This is a genomic window from Streptomyces sp. NPDC034099, from assembly GCF_055575415.1.
Genome location: NZ_JBVISR010000001.1, coordinates 567,140 through 589,417, shown reverse-complemented (window position 1 = coordinate 589,417; position 22,278 = coordinate 567,140). Strand labels below are relative to the sequence as shown.

Below are 22,278 nucleotides of genomic sequence, written 5' to 3'. Positions count from 1 at the left end.
GCGTCACAGGGCGAGGCGGCGGGCGAGGTCGGACACGAACACCCCGCGCGGGTCCAGCTCCGCGCGCAGGGCGCGGAAGTCGTCCAGGCGGGGGTACATCGCGGCGAGCAGTTCCGGGCGCAGCCGGGAGTCCTTGGCGAGGTAGACCCGGCCGCCCGCGTCCGCGACCTCCTCGTCCAGCTCGTCCAGGAAGGCGCCGAGGCCGGGCAGGCCCGCCGGGATGTCGAGGGCGAGGGTCCAGCCCGGGACGGGGAAGGAGAGCCAGCCCGGGTCGGCCTCGCCGAAGCGCTTGAGGACGGCCAGGAAGGACGGGCAGCGGCGGGCGGAGATCCGCCGCACGATCCGCCGCAGGGCCTCCTCCCGGCCGTGCCCGACGACGAACTGGTACTGCACGAAGCCCCCGCGGCCGTAGACCCGGTTCCAGTGCGGGACGCCGTCCAGGGGGTGGAAGAAGGTGGAGATCCGCTGGAGTCGGCCCCGGCTGCACCGGGGGGCCTTGCGGTACCAGACCTCGTTGAACAGGCCCACCGTCGTCCGGCCCAGCAGCCCGTCCGGCACCAGGTCGGGGGCGGCCGGCAGGCGGGACGTGCGGAAGGCCAGCGGCGCGCGCCGCGCGCGGGAGCGGGCGGGCAGCGCGTCCAGCGGGGCGTGGTCGCCGCGGGTGAGCACCGCGCGGCCGGTCGCCCGGCCGCGCGCGAGGAGGTCGATCCAGGCGACCGAGTAGCGGTAGCGGTGGTCGGTCGCGGTCAGCCGGGCCATCAGGTCGTCCAGGTCGCCGGCCCGCTCGGTGTCGACGGACATCAGCGCCGTCTCGACCGGCTGGAGCCGCAACGTCGCGGTGAGGATCACCCCGGTCAGCCCCATGCCGCCCGCGGTCGCGTCGAACAGGGGCGTGCCCGGGGTGACGGTGCGCACCCGGCCGTCGGCGGTGAGCAGCTCAAGGGAGAGCACGTGCCGCGTGAAGGACCCCGACACGTGGTGGTTCTTGCCGTGGATGTCCGCGCCGATCGCCCCGCCGACCGTCACGTAGCGGGTGCCGGGCGTCACCGGCACGAACCAGCCCAGCGGCAGCAGGACCTCCATCAGCCGGTGCAGGGAGACCCCCGCGTCGCACAGCACGGTGCCGCCGGCCGCGTCGACGGCGTGCACCCGGTCCAGGGCCGTCATGTCGAGCACGGCACCCCCCGCGTTCTGCGCCGCGTCCCCGTACGCCCGTCCGAGCCCCCGCGCGACGGCGCCGCGCGCCCCGCAGTCCCGGACGGCGACGGCCGCCTCCTCGTACGTCCGGGGGCGGACGACGAGCGCTCCGGTGGGCGCCGTGCGGCCCCAGCCGGTGACGGTGCCCCAGTCGGCGTCGGGGCGGTGGGCGCCGGGGTCCCGGTCGGTGTCGGGAACGGTGTCGGCAGACATGGCGGTGACCGTATCGCCCCTATGTGAATGATTAGTTCCAAAACATTCAAGCCGTCCCTGAAACGGGTGATTAATGGTATGTCGCTCCGGCGTGCCCGCCTTCGCGTGCCGCGGGCGTGGACAGTGAGTGCACATGGACGACCTCGACGACATGGACCACCGGATCGTCAGCGCGCTCAGGGCCTGCGGAACCGACCCGCGCGTGGCCGGCGCCGCGCGCGCCCTGTCCTGGGCGGGGGAGCACGGGGCGCTGTGGCTCGCGGCGGGTCTCACCGCGGCCGCCGTGGACGCGCCCCGGCGTACGGCCTGGCTGCGCGGCACCGCGCTCACCGCGGGCGCCCACGTCGTCAGCATGGGGGTGAAGCGGGTCGTGCGCCGCCCCCGCCCCGCGCACGTCGTCCCCCTGGTGCGCACCGCGGGCCGGCACTCCTTTCCCAGCTCCCACGCCACCTCGGCCGCCGCGGCCGCCGTCGTCTTCGGGGCGCTCGGGGTGCGGGCCGCCTGGCCGCTCGCCGCCGCCGTGTGCGCCTCCCGCCTGGTCGTCGGCGTCCACTACCCCTCGGACGTCGCGGCGGGCGCAGCCCTGGGCGCGCTCACGGCCCGGCTCGGCACCGGCTGGATGCACGGAGGCACCCGTGACTGACACGGCCGTCCTGCGCCAACGCGCCCCCGAACAGCCGCCGGAGCCCGCCCCGCCGCGCCGGGCGAGACACGTCCCGGCCGGGCTGCTGCGCACCGCACGCCCCCGCCAGTGGGTCAAGAACGTCCTGGTCGTCGCCGCCCCGGCCGCCGCCGGCGAGCTGTTCTCCCCGCACGCGCTGGGCCGTCTCGCCCTGGTCTTCGTCCTGTTCACCGCCTGCGCCGCCGCCGTCTACCTGGTCAACGACGCCCGGGACGCCGAGGCCGACCGCGCCCACCCCGTCAAACGGCACCGCCCGGTCGCCGCCGGACAGGTCCCGGTGCCGCTCGCCTACGCCGTCGGCGGCGTCCTGGGCGTCCTCGCGCCCGTCCTCGCCGCCTGGCTCTGCCCCCCGGCCGTCGCGGCCCTGCTGACCGCCTACCTCGCCATGCAACTGGCGTACTGCGTCAGCCTCAAGCACGTCCTGGTCGTCGACCTCGCCGTCGTCACCACCGGCTTCCTGATGCGCGCGATGATCGGCGGACTCGCGCTCGGCATCCCCCTGTCGCGCTGGTTCCTCATCACGACCGGCTTCGGCGCCCTGTTCATGGTCGCCGCCAAGCGCTACTCCGAGGCCGTGCAGATGGCGGGCAAGGAGGGCGCCACGCGCGCGCTGCTCACCGAGTACACCACCGGCTACCTCCGCTTCGTCTGGCAGCTCGCCGCCGGTGTCGCCGTCCTCGGCTACTGCCTGTGGGCCATGGAGGAGGGCGGAGTCCCGCACACCAGCGTGCTGCCCTGGCGCCAGCTCTCCATGGTCGCCTTCGTCCTCGCCGTGCTGCGCTACGCCGTCTTCGCCGACCGCGGCACCGCGGGCGAACCCGAGGACGTCGTCCTGCGCGACCGCCCCCTCGCGCTGATCGGCCTGGTCTGGCTCGCGATGTACGGCCTGGCGGTGGCCAATTGGTAGCCGACCGGCGCGAACTGCTGGGCTTCGCCTGTGTCGGTCTGCTCGCCTACGCCGTCGACCTCGGCCTCTTCACCTGCCTGCGCGGTCCGGCGGGCCTCGGGCCGCTCACCGCCAAGACGCTCTCCTTCGTCGCCGGATGCTCGGTCGCCTACGCGGGCAACGCCCTGGGCACCTACCGGCACACCCGAACCCGCACCCGCGGCCTGCGGTCCTGCGCCGTGTTCTTCGCCGTGAACGCCGCCGGCGCCGCCGTCCAGCTGCTCTGTCTGGCCGTCAGCCACTACGGGCTCGGCCTCACCTCGCGGCACGCCGACACGGTCTCCGGCGCCGGGGTCGGCATGGTCCTGGGCACGATCCTGCGCTTCTGGGGCACAAGAACACTGGTCTTCCGGTCCGGCGCCGCATCCGGTGGCCGGACGGGATCATGGAACAGGACGAGCGGGGGCAGGGTCGGATCATGGACTGGCTGAAGAAGCTCCCCGTCGTGGGACCGTGGATCGCGCGCCTGATGACCACGCACGCGTGGCGCTCCTACGAGCGCCTCGACCGGGTGAAGTGGTCCCGGCTGGCCGCCGCCATGACCTTCACCAGCTTCGTCGCGCTCTTCCCGCTGCTGAGCCTGGCCGCCGCCGTGGCCGCCGCCACGCTCAGCAGGCAGCAGCAGGACAAGCTCCAGGACAAGCTCGCCGAGCAGATCCCCGGCATCTCCGACCAGCTGAACATCCAGGGCCTCGTCGACAACGCCGGCACCGTCGGGGTGATCTCCGCGCTCCTGCTGCTGTTCACCGGCATGGGCTGGATCGAGGCCACCCGGGGCTGTCTGCGCGCCGTGTGGGAGCTGCCCGACGAGGAGGAGAACCCGGTCCTGCACCGGGCCAAGGACGCGGGTGTCCTGGTCGGCCTCGGCGGCGCGCTGCTGATCACCGTCGGCATCTCCACCGTCGCCTCGGCGCTGGTCGGCTGGATCATCCGCACGGTCGGCCTCGCCGAGGGCGGGGTCGGCGGCGTCCTGCTCTACGTCGCCGCCTTCGCCGTCGCCGTGCTCGCCGACTTCCTCCTGCTGCTGTACGTGCTGACCCTGCTGCCCGGCGTCCAGCCCGAGCGCCGCCGCCTGGTGGTGGCCGCGCTGATCGGCGCGGTCGGCTTCGAACTGCTGAAGCTGCTGCTCAGCGGCTACATCCAGGGCGTCGCCGCGAAGAGCATGTACGGCGCCTTCGGCGTCCCCGTCGCCCTGCTGCTGTGGATCAACTTCACCGCGAAACTGGTGCTGTTCTGCGCCGCCTGGACGGCGACGGGCAGCAAGGCGCAGGAGCTGGGGGAGCCGGGGGAGCCGGGCGACGAGGGCGTCACGGACGGGTCCGGCGACGGACCAGGTCCGGCAGCGGCCACTTCCGGTTGACCAGGAACGCGCCGCCCGCGAGCAGCACCAGCACCCCCGCGGTGATGCCGGCCGCGATCCCGACCCCGCCGGCGCCGTGCCCGGCCTGGACGCCCGCCACCGGCCCGGTGCCCGCGGCGCCCTTCCCGGTGCCGCCGGCCTCACCGGAGGCCTCGGCCGAGGGGCTCGCCGCGGTGGCGCTCCGCGGGCCCACCAGCTCGCCCACCGGCCGCACCTTGCCGGCCGCCTTGAAGCCCCAGTCGAACAGGCGGGCGGTCTCCTTGTAGACCTCGTTGTGCTCGTCCTTCGCCGGGTTCATCACGGTGACGAGCAGCACCCGGCCGCCGCGCTCGGCGACGCCCGTGAAGGTGGCGCCCGCGTTGGTGGTGTTGCCGTTCTTCACACCCGCGATGCCCGGATAGACCTCCACGTCCGAGTCGCCCGCCAGCAGCCGGTTGGTGTTCTGGATCTCGAAGGTCCCGCGGGAGGTCTTGCCCTTCTTGTTCTTCGTGGTCTCGCCCGGGAACTTCGCGCTGACCGTCGAGGCGTACTCGCGGAAGTCCTTCTTCTGGAGCCCCGAACGGGCGAACAGGGTCAGGTCGTACGCGGAGGAGACCTGCCCCGGCATGTCGTAGCCGTCGGGGCTGACCACGGTGGTGTCGAGGGCCTGCAGTTCGTCGGCGTGCGCGTTCATGTCCGCGACGGTCTTGTCGACGCCGTCGTTCATCGCCGACAGCACGTGCACCGCGTCGTTGCCGGACCGCAGGAAGACCCCGAGCCACAGGTCGTGGACGGTGTAGGTCTCCTTCTCCTTGATGCCGACCATGCTGGACCCGGCGCCGATGCCCGCCAGGTCGGAGACCTCGACCTTGTGCTTCGTCGTCTTCGGCCACTTCGGCAGCAGCGTGTCCGCGAACAGCATCTTCAGGGTGCTCGCCGGGGCCAGCCGCCAGTGCGCGTTGTGCGCGGCCAGCACGTCGCCCGACTCGGCGTCCGCCACGATCCACGAACGGGCGGTGAGGTCCTTCGGCAGCACGGGCGCCCCGCCCGCCAGGTCCACCTGCGTCCCGGGCTTCCCGAGCCGCGCGCCGCCCACCGCCGACATCGACGCGGGGGGAGTGGCCGACGGACTTCCCGACGGGCTCCCCGACGGGCCAGGCGCGGCGAGCGCGGCGGGGGAGAGGAGGGCGAGAGCGGTCAGGGCGGCGGAGGTGACCGTCAGGGATCGCCTGAGGGCCTTCTTGGGAGCGGGCACGAGCGGAAACGTACCCCTCGCGACCGGGCGAATCCCACCCCGCGCACGGTTCCGGACACCGTGCGGCGATACTGAAACCATGAAGCTCAGCCGCCCCGTCTCCTGGTTCCTGCTCGCTTTCGGGGTGTGGAGCTGGATCATCTGGATCACTTTCGTCAAAAACCTGGTCAAGGACGGCAGCGGGCTCGCCTTCGAGGACGGCGAGCCCACGGCGTACTTCTGGGTGCACCTGCTGCTCGCGATCGTCTCCTTCGTATTGGGGACGGTCGTCGGGGTCATCGGGTTGCGCGGGGTGCGCGCACTGCGCCGAACGTCATAGGCGACGAGGACGTCACGGACGCCCTGGGCGTCACAACCGAGGGGATACGACGGCATGGCGGTCGTCTTCGTGCTGGTCGCGTTGGTGATGGTGGGCGTCCTGGTGACGGCCAACTGGTACGTGTGGCGGCGCCTGTTCCGCGACACGACCCGCGCTCCGGGCCCCGTGCGCCGGATCGGCGCGGCGGTGATCGCCGGGGGCTGGCTGCTGGCGGTCGGCGCGCTGGTCGCCGAGCGCGCGGGCGCCCCGTTCTGGCTCCAGCGGGTCCTCGCCTGGCCGGGCTTCCTGTGGCTGGCCCTGTCGATCTACCTGCTGCTCGCGGTGCTCGCGGGCGACGTCGTCCGGCCGCTGCTGCGGAGGTTCCTGGAACGCCGGGCGGCCGCGCGGAATACGGAGGGTGCCGAGCCGTCGGTCACCCCGGCCGAGGAGACCGAACGCATACCGGCCGGGACGGCCCCGCCGAAGACGCCCGGCACGCCTGAGGCACCCGAGACGCCGGCCCCCGCCCCCGGGAGCGGGTCCACGAGCCCCCTCGCCCTCCCCTCCCGGCGCCTGTTCGTCTCCCGCGTCGTCGCCGGTGCCGCCGCCGCGGCGGCCGTCGGGACGGTCGGGTACGGCACCTACGGCGTGCTGAGCGGCCCGAAGGTGAAGCGGGTCACCGTGCCGCTGGCCAAGCTCCCGCGCGCGGCGCACGGTTTCCGCATCGCGGTGGTCAGCGACATCCACCTCGGCCCGGTCCTCGGCCGGGGCTTCGCCCAGCAGGTCGTCGACACCATCAACGCCACGCAGCCCGACCTGATCGCCGTCGTCGGCGACCTGGTGGACGGCAGCGTGAAGGACCTCGGCCCGGCCGCCGCCCCGCTCGCGCAGCTCCGGGCCCGGCACGGCGCGTACTTCGTCACCGGCAACCACGAGTACTTCTCCGGCGCCGAGCAGTGGGTCGCCGAGGTACGGCGGCTCGGGCTGCTCCCGCTGGAGAACGCCCGCACAGAGCTGCCCCACTTCGACCTCGCCGGCGTCAACGACGTGGCGGGCGAGGACGAGGGCCAGGGCCCCGACTACGCCAAGGCCCTCGGCGACCGGGACCGCTCCCGCGCCTGCGTGCTGCTCGCCCACCAGCCGGTGCAGATCCACGACGCCGTCGACCACGGCGTCGACCTCCAGCTGTCCGGCCACACCCACGGCGGCCAGCTCTGGCCCGGCAACCTCATCGCGGGCGCCGCCAACCCGACGCTGGCGGGCCTGGACCGCTACGGCGACACCCAGCTCTACGTCAGCCGCGGCGCGGGCGCCTGGGGCCCGCCCACGCGCGTGGGGGCGCCCTCGGACATCACGGTGATCGAGCTGGCGTCCCGTCAGGCCTGACCGTCGGGCTCGCGGGCGGCCCTGCGGGCGGCCGGGTCGGGGATCACCCTGGTCATCCCCGGCAGGAAGTCCGTGAACAGCTCGTGCACCTCGCGCACCAGCGGGCGCAGCACCCGGAAGCGGGCCAGCACGACGCCCCGCGCGGTGAGCCGGGCCCCGCGTTCGGCGAGGCGGTAGCTGCGCTCGCGGCCCTCGGTGCGGTCGAAGATCCAGTACAGGACCAGGCCCATCTGGGACAGCCACATCAGCTCCGGCAGGATGTCCCGCAGCTCCTCGGGCACCTTGGTCTTCGCCCCGGCGAGCACCGCGCGGTGGATGCTGATGGCTTCCACGCGCGCGTGTTCCGACTCCGGGGAGAAGGGGCTGAGCGGGCTGTCCGGGTCGGCGGCGTTCTTGAAGAACTGCACGGCGAACTCGTGGTACGGCGTGGCGATGTCCAGCCAGACCTTGAGCACGCCCGCGAGCCTGGCCTCCAGGTCGGTCTCCCTGGCCAGGACCTCGCGGACCGCCGCCTGGTGCTCGGCGGCGATCCGGTCGTAGAAGCCCTGGATCAGGTGTTCCTTGCCGGCGAAGTAGTAGTACGCGTTGCCGACGGAGACCCCGGCCTCCTGGGCGATGGCCCGCATCGTGGTCCGGTCGTAACCGCGTTCCTGGAACAGCCGCATGGCCGTCTCCAGGATCAGCGCGCGGGTCTGCTCGGACTTGCTGAGGTGGGCGCCGTCGTCGGGGCCGTCGTTGGTCGCAGGCACGGGTCCAGAGCCTATCCAGTCGCACAGGTGCCGTCGGCACAGCCCGGCCCGGTGTAGATCCACCCGAGGCGGGGCTCATAGGCCCACCCGTCGCCCGACCACCGCCCCTCACCGAGGCGCTGCGCGCCGCCCCTTTCGATTTCCGCGCGGCGGTACCCCGTGCCGCCCCACTGCCGCTGCCCGGCGCGCCACTTGGCGGCGGCCAGGACGGCCCCCCGGGCCAGCAGGGCGCCCTTGGGCGTGCTGAGCCGGTGGGCGAGCCCGCGGTACCCGCGCAGCGCCCACAGGACGACCACCCAGGCGGCGGCGCCGCGGTAGACCTGCCCGGCGTCGCCCACGGCGGTGACCTCGTCGAGGGTGGCCGCGTGGTCGAGCCCGGGGAAGCGCCTGCGCGCCTCGTCCGAGGCGGCCGGGACCAGCTCCAGCGGCACCAGGCGGGGCTGGCGCAGCAGCCAGTCCCGTACGTGGGTGCCACAGGGCGCATTCGGCGTCGTAGAGGACGGTGAGCCGGCGCACGGGGGCGCCGGCCGTCGTCCCGGGAGCGGGAGCCATCGGATCAGGCTCCGGCCGTCGGGGCCACCCAGCCCTGCGGCGGGACCGGCGGTACCTGCTCGCGCTCCATCAGCCCGCGCCGCCGGATCTTGTTGAGCACGTACACGTTGCCCAGGTGCATCACGCCGAGCACCAGCAGCACCACCCCGAGCTTGGTCGACAGCGCCTCGAAGATGCCGCGGGTGTCGGTGATGGTCTCGTCGTCGCTCAGGTAGAGGGCGACGAAGCCGAGGTTGACGAGGTAGAAGCCGACCACCAGGAGGTGGTTGACGGCGTCCGCGAGCTTCTCGTTGCCGTGCAGGACGTCGGAGAGGAAGACCCGTCCGTTGCGGCTGAGCGTGCGGGCCACCCAGACGGTCAGACCGATGCTGACGGCCAGGTAGATGACGTAGGCGATGACGGTGCGGTCCATGCCCCACCCCTTCTTGAACGCGTTCAAAACGCTGACAGGGCTGACTGTAGACCTGTTTTTGAACACGTTCAAGCGAGGGTCGCGCTCAGGGGCGGCGGCCCAGCTCCGGGCGCTTGGAGTAGTCGGTGAGGCCGATGACGTTGCCCCAGGGATCGGCGAACTCGACGGTCCAGCCGGTGGCCACGGGGAACGGCTCGTCCAGCGGCGGCACCCCGGCCTCCCTCAGCGCGCGGGCGGCGACCCGGGCGTCGGTCACCTCGAGCCACACCCGCGCGGAGGGCCACATCGGCGGCTGCCGCCCGAACTCCTCCTCCGCCCGCAGCAGGAGCCCCGGCGTCTCCACGCCCACCTTGAGCAGCGCGATCCCGGCTTCGTCGAGCCGGTAGGCGACCGGAAAACCGGCCCGCTCGTAGAACCCGACGGCCTCGGCGAGGTCCCCGACGGGCAGCAGTACGTTGTCGAACCCGAGCAGTTCGTACGACTCGTCATCTGACATGCCGTCAGGCTAGGACGGTCATCGCCCGGATCGGCTGATTGTCAGCCCTCGTCGGGCGCGCTCTTCGTCCGTCCGGCGGCAAGGATCCCGGCGACGTCCAGCGTGACCTCGGCACCGAGCGAGTCGGGGAGGGTGACGGTCTCACCGGGGGAGTGGACGCGGTGGGTGGAGTAGTCGGCGCAGTCGGGGTCGGTGAGGACGTGCAGGCGCTGGTGCTTGCGGTCGACGATCACGTAGACGGGGACCATGGCGGCGGCGTAGGCGGTGACCTTGGTTTTCAGGTCGTTCCTCCAGTTGCTGGAGGTGACCTCCAGGACGAGGCGGAAGCAGACCGGGTCGTAGCAGTTGTTCTCGACGAGGTGGTCGTCGACGTCGGCGTCCACGACCGCCAGGTCGGGGATCGCGTAGTCCTCGGCGTTCATGGGAAGCCAGAGTCCGATGCCCTGGTGCACCTCGGTTTCGCCGTCGTCAAGGCCCGCGGCGATGAACGGGCGCATGAGTTTGGTCAGGGCGCGCGAGTGCGGAACGTCCGGTGGCGGGGTCACGACGAGCTGGCCTCCGATGATCTCGAAGCGGTAGCCCGGATTGCGTTCCATGAGGCGGTTCGCCTCCGCGATCAGCGGAAGGTCGCCGTGGGGCAGCTCGACGGATGCTGCGGGCATAGCGTGCCTCCTAGGGGCTGGTGTCGAGGCCATCATCGTAGGACGGAGGGTAGCCGTACGGCCCGTTGCCAACGGGTTCACCCGGTGGTGTGGCATATGCCAGAGGGCCCCGCTTCCAGGGGAAACGGGGCCCTCACAGCCGTGAACCGGCGTAACCGACGGCGTCAGAAGCGGCGCGTGATCAGCGCTCGCTTCACCTCCGCGATGGCCTTGGTGACCTCGATGCCGCGCGGGCAGGCGTCCGTGCAGTTGAAGGTCGTACGGCAGCGCCACACGCCGTCGCGGTCGTTCAGGATCTCCAGCCGCTGCTCGCCGGCCTCGTCGCGCGAGTCGAAGATGAAGCGGTGGGCGTTGACGATCGCGGCCGGGCCGAAGTACTGGCCGTCGTTCCAGAACACCGGGCACGACGACGTGCAGGCGGCGCACAGGATGCACTTGGTCGTGTCGTCGAAGCGCTCGCGGTCCTCGGCGGACTGCAGGCGCTCACGCGTCGGCTCGTTGGTGTCCTTCGTGATCAGGAAGGGCATCACGTCCCGGTACGCCTGGAAGAACGGCTCCATGTCGACGACCAGGTCCTTGAGGACCGTCAGGCCCTTGATGGGCTCGACCGTGATCGGCTTCTCGGGGCTGAGGTCCTTGATCAGCGTCTTGCAGGCGAGGCGGTTCTTGCCGTTGATCCGCATGGCGTCCGAGCCGCAGATGCCGTGCGCGCAGGAGCGTCGGAAGGTCAGGCTTCCGTCCAGGTCCCACTTGATCTTGTGCAGCGCGTCGAGGACACGCTCCTTCGGGTCGATCTCCAGCTGGAAGTCCTCCCAGGCCGCCTCGGCGGCGACCTCCGGGTTGAACCGCCGGACGCGGAAGGTGACCGTGATGTAAGGGGAGTCGGCGAAGCCCGGCTCGGGGGCCTGGACGCTCTTCTCCATGACAGGGGTAGCCATCAGTACTTACGCTCCATCGGCTGGTAGCGGGTCTGGACGACCGGCTTGTAGTCGAGCCGGATGGACTCGGCGCCGTCGTCGCCCACCTCGCGGTACGCCATGGTGTGGCGCATGAAGTTGACGTCGTCGCGGTTGGGGAAGTCCTCGCGGTAGTGACCGCCGCGGGACTCCTTGCGGGCGAGCGCGGACACCGCCATCACCTCGGCCAGGTCGAGCAGGTTGCCCAGCTCGACGGCCTCCAGCAGGTCGGTGTTGAAGCGACGGCCCTTGTCCTGGATCGACACGTTCTTGTAGCGGGCGCGCAGCTCGGCGATCTTCTCGACGGCCGTCTTGATCGTCTGCTCGGTGCGGAACACCATGACGTTGGCGTCCATGCACTCCTGCAGCTCGCGGCGGATCGTCGCCACCCGCTCGGTGCCGGTGGACGAGCGCAGCCGCTCGATCTGCTCGACGACCTGGGACTCGGGGTCCTCGGGCAGCTCGACGAAGTCCGCCTTCTGCGCGTACTCCGCGGCGGCGATGCCCGCGCGGCGGCCGAAGACGTTGATGTCGAGCAGCGAGTTGGTGCCCAGGCGGTTGGCGCCGTGCACCGACACGCAGGCCACCTCGCCGGCCGCGTAGAGGCCCGGCACGACGGTCGTGTTGTCCGCCAGCACCTCGCCCTCGACGTTGGTCGGGATGCCGCCCATGGCGTAGTGCGCGGTCGGCTGGATCGGGATCGGGTCCGTGTAGGGCTCGATGCCGAGGTAGGTCCGCGCGAACTCCGTGATGTCGGGCAGCTTGGCGTCCAGCTGCTCCGGCGGGAGGTGGGTGAGGTCCAGGTAGACGTGGTCGCCCTCGGGACCGCAGCCGCGGCCCTCGCGGATCTCCGTGTAGATGGAGCGCGAGACGACGTCACGGGACGCGAGGTCCTTCATGACCGGCGCGTACTTCTCCATGAAGCGCTCGCCGTCCTTGTTGCGCAGGATGCCGCCCTCACCGCGGGCGCCCTCCGTCAGCAGGATGCCCATGCGCCAGATGCCGGTCGGGTGGAACTGGAAGAACTCCATGTCCTCCAGCGGCAGCCCGCGCCGGTACACGGCCGCCTGGCCGTCACCGGTGAGCGTGTGCGCGTTGGACGTCACCTTGAAGAACTTGCCGGTGCCGCCGGAGGCGTAGATCACGGACTTCGCCTGGAAGACGTGGATCTCGCCGGTCGCCAGCTCGTAGGCCACCACACCGGCCGACTTCTTGACGCCGTCGACCTCGCTGATCAGCTGGTCCAGGACGTAGAACTCGTTGAAGAACTCCACGCCCTCCTTCACGCAGTTCTGGTACAGCGTCTGGAGGATCATGTGACCGGTGCGGTCGGCCGCGTAGCAGGAGCGGCGGACCGGGGCCTCGCCGTGGTTGCGGCTGTGACCGCCGAAGCGGCGCTGGTCGATCGTCCCGTCGGGCGTCCGGTTGAACGGCAGGCCCATCTTCTCCAGGTCGAGGACCGAGTCGATGGCCTCCTTCGCCAGGATCTCGGCGGCGTCCTGGTCGACCAGGTAGTCACCGCCCTTGACCGTGTCGAAGGTGTGCCACTCCCAGTTGTCCTCCTCCACGTTGGCCAGCGCGGCGGCCATGCCGCCCTGCGCGGCGCCCGTGTGGGAGCGGGTCGGGTAGAGCTTCGTCAGCACGGCGGTGCGGCTGCGCTTGGTCGACTCGATGGCCGCGCGCATGCCGGCGCCACCGGCGCCGACGATGACGGTGTCGTACTTGTGTACCTTCATGATTTTCGCAGCCCCGTGCCTAGCGGATGTTCGGGTCGAAGGTGAAGATCACCAGCGTGCCCAGCAGGATGGTGAACACCGTGGCGGTGTAGAGCAGGCCCTTGAGCCACAGCCGGGTGTTGGGGCGCTCCGCGTAGTCGTTGATGACCGTGCGCAGGCCGTTCGCGCCGTGCAGCATCGCGAGCCAGAGCATCAGGAGGTCCCAGACCTGCCAGAACGGCGAGGCCCAGCGGCCCGCCACGAAGGCGAAGCCGATCTTCGAGACACCGCCGTCGAGCACCAGCTGGATCAGCAGGTGGCCGAGGACCAGGACGACCAGCACCACGCCGGACAGGCGCATGAAGAGCCAGGCGGCCATCTCGAAGTTGCCCCGGGTCGACTTCGGGGTCTTCTTCGTGCGCGCGCGGGGCGCCTCGATGAGCGGCGCCGGGTTGTCGGCCGAGTAGAGGGAGGCGCCCTCGACGGGGCCGATCCCGGAAGCGGGGGATTCAGTCGTGGACATTGGCGTCAGCTCCCGAACAGTTCACGAGCGGCGTGGCCGAGGACGGGGTAGATCGCCCCGAGCATCAGCACGACCCACAGGGCGACGACGGTCCAGAGCATCTGCTTCTGGTAGCGGGCGCCCTTGACCCAGAAGTCGACGGCGATGACACGCAGGCCGTTGAGCGCGTGGAAGAGGATGGCGGCGACGAGGCCGTACTCCAGCAGCGCGACGATCGGCGTCTTGTACGTGGCCACGACGGTGTCGTAGGCCTCGGGGGACACCCGCACGAGAGCGGTGTCCAGCACGTGAACGAACAGGAAGAAGAAGATGAGGACGCCGGTGACTCGATGAGCCACCCAGGACCACATTCCTTCCCGGCCGCGGTACAGCGTTCCAGCCGGCACGGAAATTTCCTCCGGGAGCGGGGATTGGGGCCGCGCCGGCTTTCCTTGTCGGTCGGGCCCGGCCGGGTACGGTCCACCGGCCCCCAGCATGGTAGCGACGGTTGTCTGCGGCGCTTACGGGGGGCCTGCCGTTGTGATCAAACTTGCACTCAAAGGAGCAGTGGGTTTGAGCGGGGGCGGCTAATGGGGTGGGGTTTGAGGTGGTTTGCCGGGCGCGGGCCGTCCGTGGCTGGTCGCGCAGTTCCCCGCGCCCCTGAGGACGCTGGTCAACCTGCCCCTTGCGAGGCGGCGGAGTTCTTCCGCCGCAATCAGGCGCTCCTCGTCCGGATCGTTGGCCAAGCGTGACCGGATGGCGGTCAGGACGTGGTCCAGGGCCTCGGCCGGGGGCAGGTCGGCCAGGCAGATGACGAACACGTGTCCGAAGCGGGACTCGTAGGCCGCGTGGGCCGCGTTCAGGGCCGTGTGGGCTGCCGCGTACGTGTCCTCGGGGAGGGTGGGCAGCGTCTCCGCGGCCAGGGCCTCCGACAGGTCGTCCGGGGAGAGGTCGTAGGCCGCCTCGTCCGCCGCCGCCAGGAGGGCGGGGAGGTCCGGGTAGGGCCGGTGGGCGGTGAGGCGGTGGGCCCAGGCGTGGCTGTGCAGGCAGGCCAGGAGGGTCCGGACGGCGTCGTCGGCGGGGGCCGCGTTGAAGCACTCCAACGGGGCGGCCGTTGCCGGTGTGGCGCGTGTTTGCACCGGTACCGGTATGGCCACTCGGCGGGGGAGGTCTGGGAGACGGTGCGCAGGCAGCGTGGGTCCTCGTGGGCTTCACGTGTGTGTCGGCAGGGGATTGTGCGAAAGATGTGGCGTCACGTTATCGAGTGACGGCAACGCGTGTCCGTCCGATGCCCGAATTTCACCCGAACGGGAGAGTTTCAGAACATGTGGTGGACGCATGACGGCAACGGCGGCCGTAGGTTGGCGCTGTGAGCCAGCACGGAGGCCGGATACCGGCGCACAAGGTGAGACAGCGGGCCGTGATCGCCGGCGCGGTGGTCGCCGCGCTCGGTGTGGGAGTCGGCCTCTGGGCCACCGACGGCGACGGCGACGGCGACGGCCCGCAGGGTTCGGCGACCCGGTCGGGCGAGGCGGCCGCGCCGAGTCCCAGCCGCTCCTACCCCCTGTCCAAGGCGCCGCGCACCATTCCCGCCGTACGCGAGCACACCGCGGCCCGCGGCCCCGGCTGGCAGCCGGCGAAGGGGCACCGGGTCGTCGTCGCCGACGCCGGACTCGCCGACGAGGGGAAGCAGATCGCCGGCGAGCTGGGCATGACGTACGCCGGGCAGAAGGGCGACGAGCGCGCCGGGGACCTGGTGCTGGACGTCAAGGCCGACAAGGGCGCGAACCCGGAGTCGTACACCATGACCGTGCGCGACGGCCGGGTCACCGTCACCGGGCCGGCCGAGGCCGGCGTCTACTACGGCACCCGCACCCTGAAGCAGGCGGTGGACGGGGGCGGCACCGCGCCGGAGGGCGTGGTGAAGGACGAGCCCGCCAAACCGAAGCGGGGCTTCTCCCTCGACATCGCCCGCAAGCACTACAGCGCCGACTGGATCAAGGACCGGATCCGGGAGCTGGGCGACCTGAAGTTCAACGAGCTGGGCCTGCACTTCTCCGACGACCAGGCCTTCCGCATCGAGTCCGACTCGCACCCCGAGATCGTCTCGGACGACCACCTGACCAAGGCCGAAATGAAGGAGATCATCGATCTCGCCTCCTCGCGCCACATCACCGTCGTCCCCGAGATCGACTCGCCGGGCCACCTCGGTGCGGTGATCGCCGCCCATCCCGACCTCCAGCTGCGCAACGCGCAGGGCACGGCCACCCGCGGCGCCATCGACATCTCCAAGCCGGAGGCCGCGAAGATCGTCGACGATCTGCTCGACGAGTACGCCGACCTCTTCCCCGGCTCCCAGTTCCACCTCGGCGCCGACGAGTACCAGGCGCTCGTGGTGCCCGACCCCGAGGCGTCCTACCCGACGCTGGCCGCCGCCGCCCGCAAGGCGTACGGCTCCGGCGGCACCGTCGCCGACCTCACCACCGGCTGGCTCAACGGCCGCGCCAAGACGGTCATGGCCCACCACCGCACCCCGCGCGCCTGGAACGACGGCTTCTTCAAGGACACCTCCGTGGAGCCGCTCAAGGACATCAAGGTCGCCTACTGGACGGGCAAGGAGATCGGCGCCCGCCCGCCGGCGGAGTATCTGCGCGAGGGCCGCCAGGTCCTCAACTACAACGACGAGTTCCTCTACTACGTGCTCGGGCAGCCGCAGACCTTCGTCTACCCGACCGGCGAGCGCATCTACGAGCAGTGGACCCCGCGCGTCCTGCGCGGCACCGCGGCCGTCGACGCCAAGTACGACCGGCAGATACTCGGCGGCAGCTTCGCCGTCTGGGGCGACTTCCCGAACGCCCAGACCCAGGCCCAGGTCGCCGAGGGCATCCGGCTGCCGCTGGCCGCGACGGTCCAGAAGCTGTGGGACCCCGGCAAGCCCGAACTGTCCTGGGCGGACTTCAAGTCGCTGGCGGACCGGCTCGACTGACACCGGCCCCCGGTCCCGCCCCGGATCCGCCCCGGTCGCGGCGCGCCGATTGCCCCATCCTGCTGCGAACTCCCGTACGGCTGTGGTGGTCTTTTGACCCAGCCGAACCGACACACCGGGGGGAGCCGGGACATGGGCTACTGGGGGTACTTCGTCGTCGGCCGCGCCGAGCGGCCGCTCGCGGAGCTGGAGGCGCTGCCCGGCGCCGCGGACATGACCCTGCGCCGCTCCGCGCCGGACGGCTGGCAGGTGTGGGAGTTCGCGGGCGGCGACGGGGACGTCGGCAACATGAACGACCTGGCCGGGCAGACCGGCGCACCCGCGCTGTTCGGGTACGTGATGGACAGCGACTGCGTGGTCGTGGAGGCGGCGGCGCCCGGGAGCGGGGCGTGGACGACCTGCCTGGCGCGGACCGCCATGGCCGGATATCTGGGCGCCGAGCGGGACGGGCTCACCCTGGAGGACTACTTCCTGGAGCCCCGGGACGCCGCCGAGCGCGCCGTCGCCTGGGCCGCCGAGGCGGGGCGCACGGCGAGCGCGGGCGACCTGGCCGAAGTGCTGTCGGACGACCCCGCGGCGGATGCGGACGGGGGCGGCCCCGACGCGGACCGCGATGCGGACCCCGCCGACGGACCGGTGGCCGAAACTCTCTTCTTCCGGTTCCTCGACCGGCTGGGCGTCGTGCCGCTGTGACACTCCCGGACCGTCGCACGCAGTAAGGGTCAGTGCGGGCTCCGCGGTGGTGAGCGGGGCGAAGCGGCGGGAACGGGGAGGGACCCGATGAGCCTGGTGGAACTGATCGCGCGGGCCGACGCATGCGGACTCGCCGCGAGCGGGCTGGCTTGTTTGGATCGCTGCCTTCCGCTGCTGGACGGCGACGACGAGGCCCTCAGACCTCTGTGGGCGACCCTCGCCGACGAGCCCGGACGCGACTGGGCGCAGGGGCTGACCCAGGTGCGGGACAAGCTCACCGGCCCCGACGCCACCGGCGAGGACGAGGCCGTGCTCCTGGCCCGCCGCATGCTCGCGGCCGCGCCGGCCGAGTGCTCGGGACCGGCACTGCGGACGTGGGCCGACGCCTGCTCCGTCGCCTCGCTCCGCATCCACCGGCTGCTCGACCCGGCGGCGGACGCGGCCCCGGAGGCCGACGTCCCGCGCGACAGCGGCACGGCGGGACTGCCCCCGCTCGTCGCCGCCGAACTGCGCCGCCAGACCGGCGTCCTGGAACTGCTCGCCGGTCGCGGCGCGGCCGGGCTCCGTCCGGCGCTGGAGGTCTCCACGGAGGGGCGCCGGGTGCTGCGCGCGGTGGTCTCCCGCCGGGCCAGGGGACGCGGCTGAGACCCGGACCCACCGCGGGCCCCTGTGACCGTCGTGCGGGGAACGCGCGGCGGCGTTGCGGCGGACGTGGCGGAGGTGCGGCGGTCCTGCGCCGGTTGCGGAACGACCGGCTCCCACGTGTGACGCGACCCCGCCCCACGGCGCTATAGCCCATGTGACGACTGTGACCAGCGGATTGACGAGCGGATGGACGAGCGGGACGACGAGCCCGCAGCAGACCCGGCCCTCGGCCGCCGCCAGGCCGGTGCGGTGGGCGGCGGACGCGGTGGCCATGATGCGCGAGGGCGCGAGGCTGCGTCTGGACTACTCGGCGCAGAGTCTGTGGCGCGTGGACCGGGTGATCGACGGCATCCGGCGCGAGGAGGCGCCGTACGCCGCGGTGGAGACGGCGCTGCGCGGACTCGGCGCGTACGCCGGGGAGGTGATCGTGCGTGAGTCCGGCGGCGAGTGGTGGGCGACCGGTGGCGACCACTGGGTCCGCACCCCGGACGGCCGCCTGTGGGACCCGATCGACGAGGCCCGCCGCTGCTTCGCCGGGGACGGGTCGCTCCGCCTGCTGTGCCGGGACGCTACGGCGGCCCCCTGACACTCCCTGTGACACTTCTGTGCGCCCCGACGCTGATGACCTTGGGGGCGGGCTCACCCGAGCGCGCGCAGGACTCGGTACGGACGAGGACGGTTCTTGGGCCAGCGAGGGGAACCCCGCCGCGTACAGGCGTACGACGGGGAACTGGGCGCGGCCGTCGCGCGGGCCCAGGAAGGTGACGAGGCCGCCTTCGCGGTCGCCTACCGGCTCGTGCAGCCGGGGCTGCTGGGCTACGTGCGCGGGCTGGTCGGCGAGGACGCCGAGGACGTCGCGGCGGACGCCTGGCTGGAGATAGCCCGTGACCTGCGGCGCTTCAAGGGCGACGGGGCCGGCTTCCGGGGCTGGACGGCGACGATCGCCCGGCACCGCGCCCTGGACCACCTGCGCCGCCAGAAGGTACGGCCCCGGCCCACGGCACTGGAGCAGGACGTCCTGGACCTGCCCGGGCCGCACACCACGCACGACCAGGTGCTGGAGGACCTCTCCACGCGGGCCGCGCTCGCCCTGGTCTCGGCGCTGCCGCGCGACCAGGCCGAGGCAGTCCTGCTGCGGGTCGTCGTCGGTCTCGACGGTCCCTCCGCCGCGCGCGTGCTCGGCAAGCGGCCGGGCGCGGTGCGGACGGCGACGTACCGGGGACTGAAGCGGCTGGCACGGCAGCTGGGGACCGACGGTGTGACGGATGACGGTCCCAGGACGCTGGGGGAGTCGACATGAGGGGCGCCGAGGACGGCGGCCCCGCGGACCGAGCGGGAGCGGAGGCGGGCATGCGGGCACGGCACGGGGAGGGCGACGGCCGCGACGCCGGTCCCCGGCCCGCCCCGGGCACGGAGGCGCTGCTCGCCGCGGCGCTGCGCGGGGAGCGGGCCGACGCCGAGGGCGAACGGCGGGCCGTGGCCGCGTTCCGGGCCGCCCGGGAGGCGGAACCGGCCCGGGCCGCGCGCACCAGGAGGCGGGACGACTGGCGGCCACGCGACGGGCGGCACCCGGGGCGCACGCTGAAGACCGCCCTCTCCGTCCTGCTGGCGAGCCTCGCCCTGGGCGGGGTCGCCTACGCGGCGGCCATGGGCGGGGGCGGCGACGCCGGGGACGACGGCGGCCCGCGCCGCGACCGTCCGCCCGCCACTGCCGACAGCGCCTCGGTCCAGCCGGTCGCCACCCCGCGCGCCGCCACTCCCGGCCCCGCCACCACGCGCCCCGGCGCCTCCGCGTCGCCGGACCGCCCGGCCGCCGCCGGCGACACCGAGGCCCACTGCCGCGCCTACGAACGACTTGAGGGACGCGGCGGTGCCCTGGACGCCACGGCCTGGCGGCGACTGGTCACGGCGGCGGGCGGCGCGGAGCACGTCGAGGCCTACTGCGCCCACCTGCCCGCCGCCACGGAGACCGGACGGGGACCGTCGAACGCCGACGGGAACGCCGACGGCGGGAACGGCGCCGACGGGAACGCCGCCGCAGGAAACGGCGCCGAAGGAAACGCTGCCGCCCCCGACAACGGCGCGGGGAACGGCGCCGAAGGAAACGGCAACCAGGAGAACGGCGGCAAGGGCAGCGGCGGTGGCGGCGGCAACGCCGAGGGGCAGGTCCCCGGCCGGGACCGGTAGCGCCCGTCCGGGACGACCGCGGTGGCCAAGGCAACGGCCGGGGCCGCCACCCCCCACAGGAGAGGCCCCGGCCGTCGCGCGGCACGGGCCGCGCGGCGGCCCGTACTCACTTCAGCGCCGCGACTGCGTTTTCTGTCACACCTCACCGCGTCACGGGTTAGTTGCATCTTGTACGGCAAGGCGAGAGGGACATGGACGAGTGGCGGTTTCAAGACGTAACGTGCCATTCGCGCCGATGCAGCGGGGGGCTCGCTCCCGCGACGTGGTCGCGGGAGACCCACCGCGACCACAGTTGAGAGACCACGACGGCGAGGACCACGTCCGCGAGAGCGGCGCCGGTTGAGGCGCGGAAGGGCTGCGCAGAAAGGCTTCTCGGTGCTGGGGGACGACGCGGAGCTGACCGCCGCGGTGCGCGCGGCACAGAACGGGGACGAGACCGCGTTCCGGACCGTGTACCGCGCCGTGCACCCACGGCTGCTGGGATACGTACGCACGCTCGTCGGCGATCACGACGCCGAGGACGTGGCCTCCGAGTCCTGGCTCCAGATAGCCCGCGACCTGGAACGGTTCGACGGCGACGCCGACCGCTTCCGCGGCTGGGCCGCCCGCATCGCCCGCAACCGCGCACTGGACCACATCCGCATGCGCGGCCGCCGGCCGGCGATTGGCGGCGACGAGACGGAGCTGACGGGCAAGCCCGCGGAGTCCGACACCGCGGACGAGGCCATGGAGGCACTGGCCACCGGCAGCACCCTCTCCCTCATCGCCCGGCTGCCGCAGGACCAGGCCGAGGCGGTGGTCCTGCGCGTGGTGATGGGCCTCGACGCCAAGAGCGCCGCCGAGACCCTGGGCAAGCGGCCCGGCGCCGTCCGCACGGCGGCGCACCGCGGCCTGAAGCGCCTGGCCGAACTGCTCGGCGGCGATCCGGAATCGGGCGGCGGGCTCGACGCCCTGCCGCCGCAGCGAGAACCGCACGGCCGTGCGGTGACGTCCGCGAGTGTGACGCATACGCGTGCGCGGACGCAGAAGGACATGTGATGGCCGACGAGCAGGACAAGTGGCTGGACCGCGAAACGGCGGAGCGCCTGCTGCGCGGAGAGCCACTGGAGGGTGTCGACCCCGTGTCCCGCGACCGGGCCGAACGGCTCGTCGTGGCCCTGGGCGCGCTCGCCGCCCCACCGCCGCCGGCCGGTGAGGAACTCCCCGGCGAGGCCGCCGCGTTGGCCGCCTTCCGCAAGGTGCGCGCCGAACGGGCCGACGCGTCGGCCCAGGCGTCGGCCGCCCTCGGGCACGCTGCCGCTCCCCGGACCTCCGACGCCGGTCTCGTCCGCATCGGCGCGCACGGCGAGGGGGCCCGGCGTCCGCGCCGGAGCCGCACCCTGCGCCTCGGGCTGGCCGCCGCGCTGACCGTCGGCATGATCGGCGGCGTGGCGGCGGCCGGAACCGGAGTGCTGCCGACGCCGTTCGACGGCACCCGACCGGAACCCGCCGCCACCGTCTCGGCCGCGGTCTCGCCCAGCCGTCCGACCGCACGGCCCTCACCGCTGGAGGGCGTGCGGGGCGGCGCGGCGCCCGGCACCACCCCGGGCGCGCCCGCCGGCGGCACCGCACGGAAGGACGGCGAGCCCGGGAGCCGCGACGCCGACGACCGGGACGCGGACGGCTCGGACGGACGGCGGTCGGGCCTCACCGCGTCCTGCCGCAAGGTGCGCGCCGGCAAGGAACTCGACGCCGCCCACCGGCGCGCGCTGAAGGAGGCGGCCGGGGGAGCCTCGCGGGTCGTGAAGTACTGCGGCGGCCTCCTCGCCGGAACCGACGGCGGCGGCCGGGACGGCGGCGACCACGGCGGCGCCTCGGCGGAGCCGACCCACGAGGGCGAGCTGCGCGGGGACACCGGCAACGGCGACAAGAGCGACAAGGGCAACGAGAACGGCAAGAACGACAAGGGCAACAAGGGTGACAAAGGCGACAAGGGCAACGGCGGCCAGGGCAACGGCGGGAAGAAGGGCGACCACGGAGACCAGGGCGACGACGGTGACGACGGCGGCAACGGCGACGGGGACGACGCCGAGCCCGACATAGCCCCGCCCACCCGCGATCCCCACCGCCCCGCCCGCCCTCACCGCACCCACACCCCCTCGGCCTACGAGCCCCGGCCGCAACGGCAGCCCGTCTACGTGCCCCACGCCTCGTCCCCCGCGAGTACCGCCTGACCTGCGCTTTCGCGCAGGTCGGGAATTTCCTCGCCGGTGGGTGTGACACTTTCGGCCGCCGTGGCGCAGTAATGAGTGAGCCGACTGGTCATCGGCTTTCGCACCGAGCCGGGGTTCCCCCCGTACCTGCGGCTCGTGCACATCGGCGCGGGCGGGACACGTTCCCCCGGTCCCGCCCGCGCCCCTTCGCCGTA

At 72.8% G+C, this 22,278-nt stretch carries 25 protein-coding genes and 1 pseudogene; 14 read left to right on the top strand and 12 right to left on the bottom strand.

Annotation, left to right across the window (positions count from 1 at the left end; genetic code table 11):
• Positions 1-3 precede the first annotated feature (3 nt).
• Complete coding sequence (locus ACZ56V_RS02730) at positions 4-1,410, bottom strand: FAD-binding protein (protein ID WP_468938674.1); 1,407 nt, start codon at positions 1,408-1,410, stop codon at positions 4-6.
• A gap of 133 nt (positions 1,411-1,543) precedes the next feature.
• On the opposite strand from ACZ56V_RS02730, the gene ACZ56V_RS02725 reads away from it, so the two are divergent.
• From ACZ56V_RS02725 to ACZ56V_RS02710, 4 genes are read left to right on the top strand one after another with little or no spacing between them, the layout of a single operon-like run.
• Positions 1,544-2,053, top strand: coding sequence for a phosphatase PAP2 family protein (locus ACZ56V_RS02725; protein WP_398912387.1), 510 nt, complete (start codon positions 1,544-1,546; stop codon positions 2,051-2,053).
• Positions 2,046-2,999, top strand: a complete 954-nt coding sequence (locus ACZ56V_RS02720; protein ID WP_398912388.1) for a decaprenyl-phosphate phosphoribosyltransferase — start codon at positions 2,046-2,048, stop codon at positions 2,997-2,999. The genes ACZ56V_RS02725 and ACZ56V_RS02720 overlap by 8 nt, the downstream gene beginning before the upstream one ends.
• Positions 2,993-3,469 (top strand): GtrA family protein, encoded by a 477-nt coding sequence (locus tag ACZ56V_RS02715; RefSeq protein ID WP_467380551.1) that lies wholly within the window; start codon positions 2,993-2,995, stop codon positions 3,467-3,469. Before ACZ56V_RS02720 ends, ACZ56V_RS02715 begins: the two co-directional genes overlap by 7 nt.
• Positions 3,457-4,398, top strand: a complete 942-nt coding sequence (locus tag ACZ56V_RS02710; protein ID WP_356370770.1) for a YihY/virulence factor BrkB family protein — start codon at positions 3,457-3,459, stop codon at positions 4,396-4,398. Before ACZ56V_RS02715 ends, ACZ56V_RS02710 begins: the two co-directional genes overlap by 13 nt.
• Here the strand turns inward: ACZ56V_RS02710 and ACZ56V_RS02705 are convergent.
• On the bottom strand, positions 4,346-5,632 hold the full coding sequence (locus tag ACZ56V_RS02705; protein WP_398912390.1) for a D-alanyl-D-alanine carboxypeptidase family protein: 1,287 nt from the start codon (positions 5,630-5,632) through the stop codon (positions 4,346-4,348). The genes ACZ56V_RS02710 and ACZ56V_RS02705 overlap by 53 nt on opposite strands.
• A 79-nt stretch (positions 5,633-5,711) precedes the next feature.
• On the opposite strand from ACZ56V_RS02705, the gene ACZ56V_RS02700 reads away from it, so the two are divergent.
• On the top strand, positions 5,712-5,951 hold the full coding sequence (locus ACZ56V_RS02700; RefSeq protein ID WP_356370776.1) for an SCO4848 family membrane protein: 240 nt from the start codon (positions 5,712-5,714) through the stop codon (positions 5,949-5,951).
• Between the two features lie 54 nt (positions 5,952-6,005).
• The gene (locus ACZ56V_RS02695; protein WP_468938666.1) at positions 6,006-7,316 is read left to right on the top strand and encodes a metallophosphoesterase; all 1,311 of its coding nucleotides are present in this window, start codon (positions 6,006-6,008) and stop codon (positions 7,314-7,316) included.
• On the opposite strand, the gene ACZ56V_RS02690 is transcribed toward ACZ56V_RS02695, so the two are convergent.
• From ACZ56V_RS02690 to ACZ56V_RS02645, 10 genes and pseudogenes are all read right to left on the bottom strand, one after another.
• Entirely contained in the window at positions 7,307-8,065 is a 759-nt protein-coding gene (locus tag ACZ56V_RS02690) for a TetR/AcrR family transcriptional regulator (protein ID WP_398912392.1), read from the bottom strand. The two genes, ACZ56V_RS02695 and ACZ56V_RS02690, sit on opposite strands and share 10 nt — an antisense overlap.
• A gap of 11 nt (positions 8,066-8,076) precedes the next feature.
• Positions 8,077-8,617, bottom strand: a pseudogene (locus ACZ56V_RS02685) (thiol-disulfide oxidoreductase DCC family protein).
• Positions 8,618-8,621: 4 nt separating this feature from the next.
• Positions 8,622-9,029 (bottom strand): hypothetical protein, encoded by a 408-nt coding sequence (locus ACZ56V_RS02680; protein ID WP_109034401.1) that lies wholly within the window; start codon positions 9,027-9,029, stop codon positions 8,622-8,624.
• An 85-nt stretch (positions 9,030-9,114) separates the two neighbouring features.
• Complete coding sequence (locus tag ACZ56V_RS02675) at positions 9,115-9,525, bottom strand: VOC family protein (RefSeq protein WP_356370791.1); 411 nt, start codon at positions 9,523-9,525, stop codon at positions 9,115-9,117.
• 41 nt (positions 9,526-9,566) lie between these two features.
• A complete protein-coding gene (locus ACZ56V_RS02670) occupies positions 9,567-10,187 on the bottom strand; it encodes a Uma2 family endonuclease (RefSeq protein ID WP_468938662.1) in 621 nt (206 codons plus the stop codon).
• A 164-nt stretch (positions 10,188-10,351) separates the two neighbouring features.
• Positions 10,352-11,125, bottom strand: coding sequence for a succinate dehydrogenase iron-sulfur subunit (locus ACZ56V_RS02665; protein ID WP_468938659.1), 774 nt, complete (start codon positions 11,123-11,125; stop codon positions 10,352-10,354).
• Entirely contained in the window at positions 11,125-12,879 is a 1,755-nt protein-coding gene (gene sdhA / locus ACZ56V_RS02660; RefSeq protein WP_398912397.1) for a succinate dehydrogenase flavoprotein subunit, read from the bottom strand. The genes ACZ56V_RS02665 and sdhA overlap by 1 nt, the downstream gene beginning before the upstream one ends.
• A 19-nt stretch (positions 12,880-12,898) precedes the next feature.
• Entirely contained in the window at positions 12,899-13,381 is a 483-nt protein-coding gene (locus tag ACZ56V_RS02655) for a succinate dehydrogenase hydrophobic membrane anchor subunit (RefSeq protein WP_104634942.1), read from the bottom strand.
• A 5-nt stretch (positions 13,382-13,386) separates the two neighbouring features.
• Entirely contained in the window at positions 13,387-13,767 is a 381-nt protein-coding gene (gene sdhC / locus ACZ56V_RS02650; protein WP_003974113.1) for a succinate dehydrogenase, cytochrome b556 subunit, read from the bottom strand.
• Between the two features lie 180 nt (positions 13,768-13,947).
• Entirely contained in the window at positions 13,948-14,553 is a 606-nt protein-coding gene (locus ACZ56V_RS02645) for a 2-oxo-4-hydroxy-4-carboxy-5-ureidoimidazoline decarboxylase (RefSeq protein ID WP_467380754.1), read from the bottom strand.
• Between the two features lie 227 nt (positions 14,554-14,780).
• Between ACZ56V_RS02645 and ACZ56V_RS02640 the strand changes: the two genes are divergently transcribed.
• From ACZ56V_RS02640 to ACZ56V_RS02605, 8 genes are all read left to right on the top strand, one after another.
• Positions 14,781-16,346 carry a beta-N-acetylhexosaminidase gene (locus ACZ56V_RS02640; protein WP_468939351.1) on the top strand — a complete coding sequence of 522 codons (1,566 nt, stop codon included), beginning with the start codon at positions 14,781-14,783 and terminating at the stop codon, positions 16,344-16,346.
• 132 nt (positions 16,347-16,478) lie between these two features.
• Complete coding sequence (locus ACZ56V_RS02635) at positions 16,479-17,039, top strand: hypothetical protein (protein ID WP_398912401.1); 561 nt, start codon at positions 16,479-16,481, stop codon at positions 17,037-17,039.
• Between the two features lie 87 nt (positions 17,040-17,126).
• Positions 17,127-17,684, top strand: coding sequence for a hypothetical protein (locus ACZ56V_RS02630; RefSeq protein WP_468938653.1), 558 nt, complete (start codon positions 17,127-17,129; stop codon positions 17,682-17,684).
• A 163-nt stretch (positions 17,685-17,847) separates the two neighbouring features.
• Positions 17,848-18,270 carry a hypothetical protein gene (locus tag ACZ56V_RS02625; protein ID WP_467380567.1) on the top strand — a complete coding sequence of 141 codons (423 nt, stop codon included), beginning with the start codon at positions 17,848-17,850 and terminating at the stop codon, positions 18,268-18,270.
• A gap of 96 nt (positions 18,271-18,366) precedes the next feature.
• Positions 18,367-18,984: an RNA polymerase sigma factor gene (locus ACZ56V_RS02620; RefSeq protein WP_467380568.1), complete on the top strand. Its 618-nt coding sequence runs from the start codon at positions 18,367-18,369 to the stop codon at positions 18,982-18,984.
• On the top strand, positions 18,981-19,871 hold the full coding sequence (locus ACZ56V_RS02615) for a hypothetical protein (RefSeq protein ID WP_468938650.1): 891 nt from the start codon (positions 18,981-18,983) through the stop codon (positions 19,869-19,871). The genes ACZ56V_RS02620 and ACZ56V_RS02615 overlap by 4 nt, the downstream gene beginning before the upstream one ends.
• 375 nt (positions 19,872-20,246) lie before the next feature.
• Complete coding sequence (locus ACZ56V_RS02610; protein WP_356370821.1) at positions 20,247-20,909, top strand: RNA polymerase sigma factor; 663 nt, start codon at positions 20,247-20,249, stop codon at positions 20,907-20,909.
• A complete protein-coding gene (locus ACZ56V_RS02605) occupies positions 20,909-22,084 on the top strand; it encodes a hypothetical protein (RefSeq protein WP_468938646.1) in 1,176 nt (391 codons plus the stop codon). Before ACZ56V_RS02610 ends, ACZ56V_RS02605 begins: the two co-directional genes overlap by 1 nt.
• Positions 22,085-22,278: the final 194 nt, after the last annotated feature.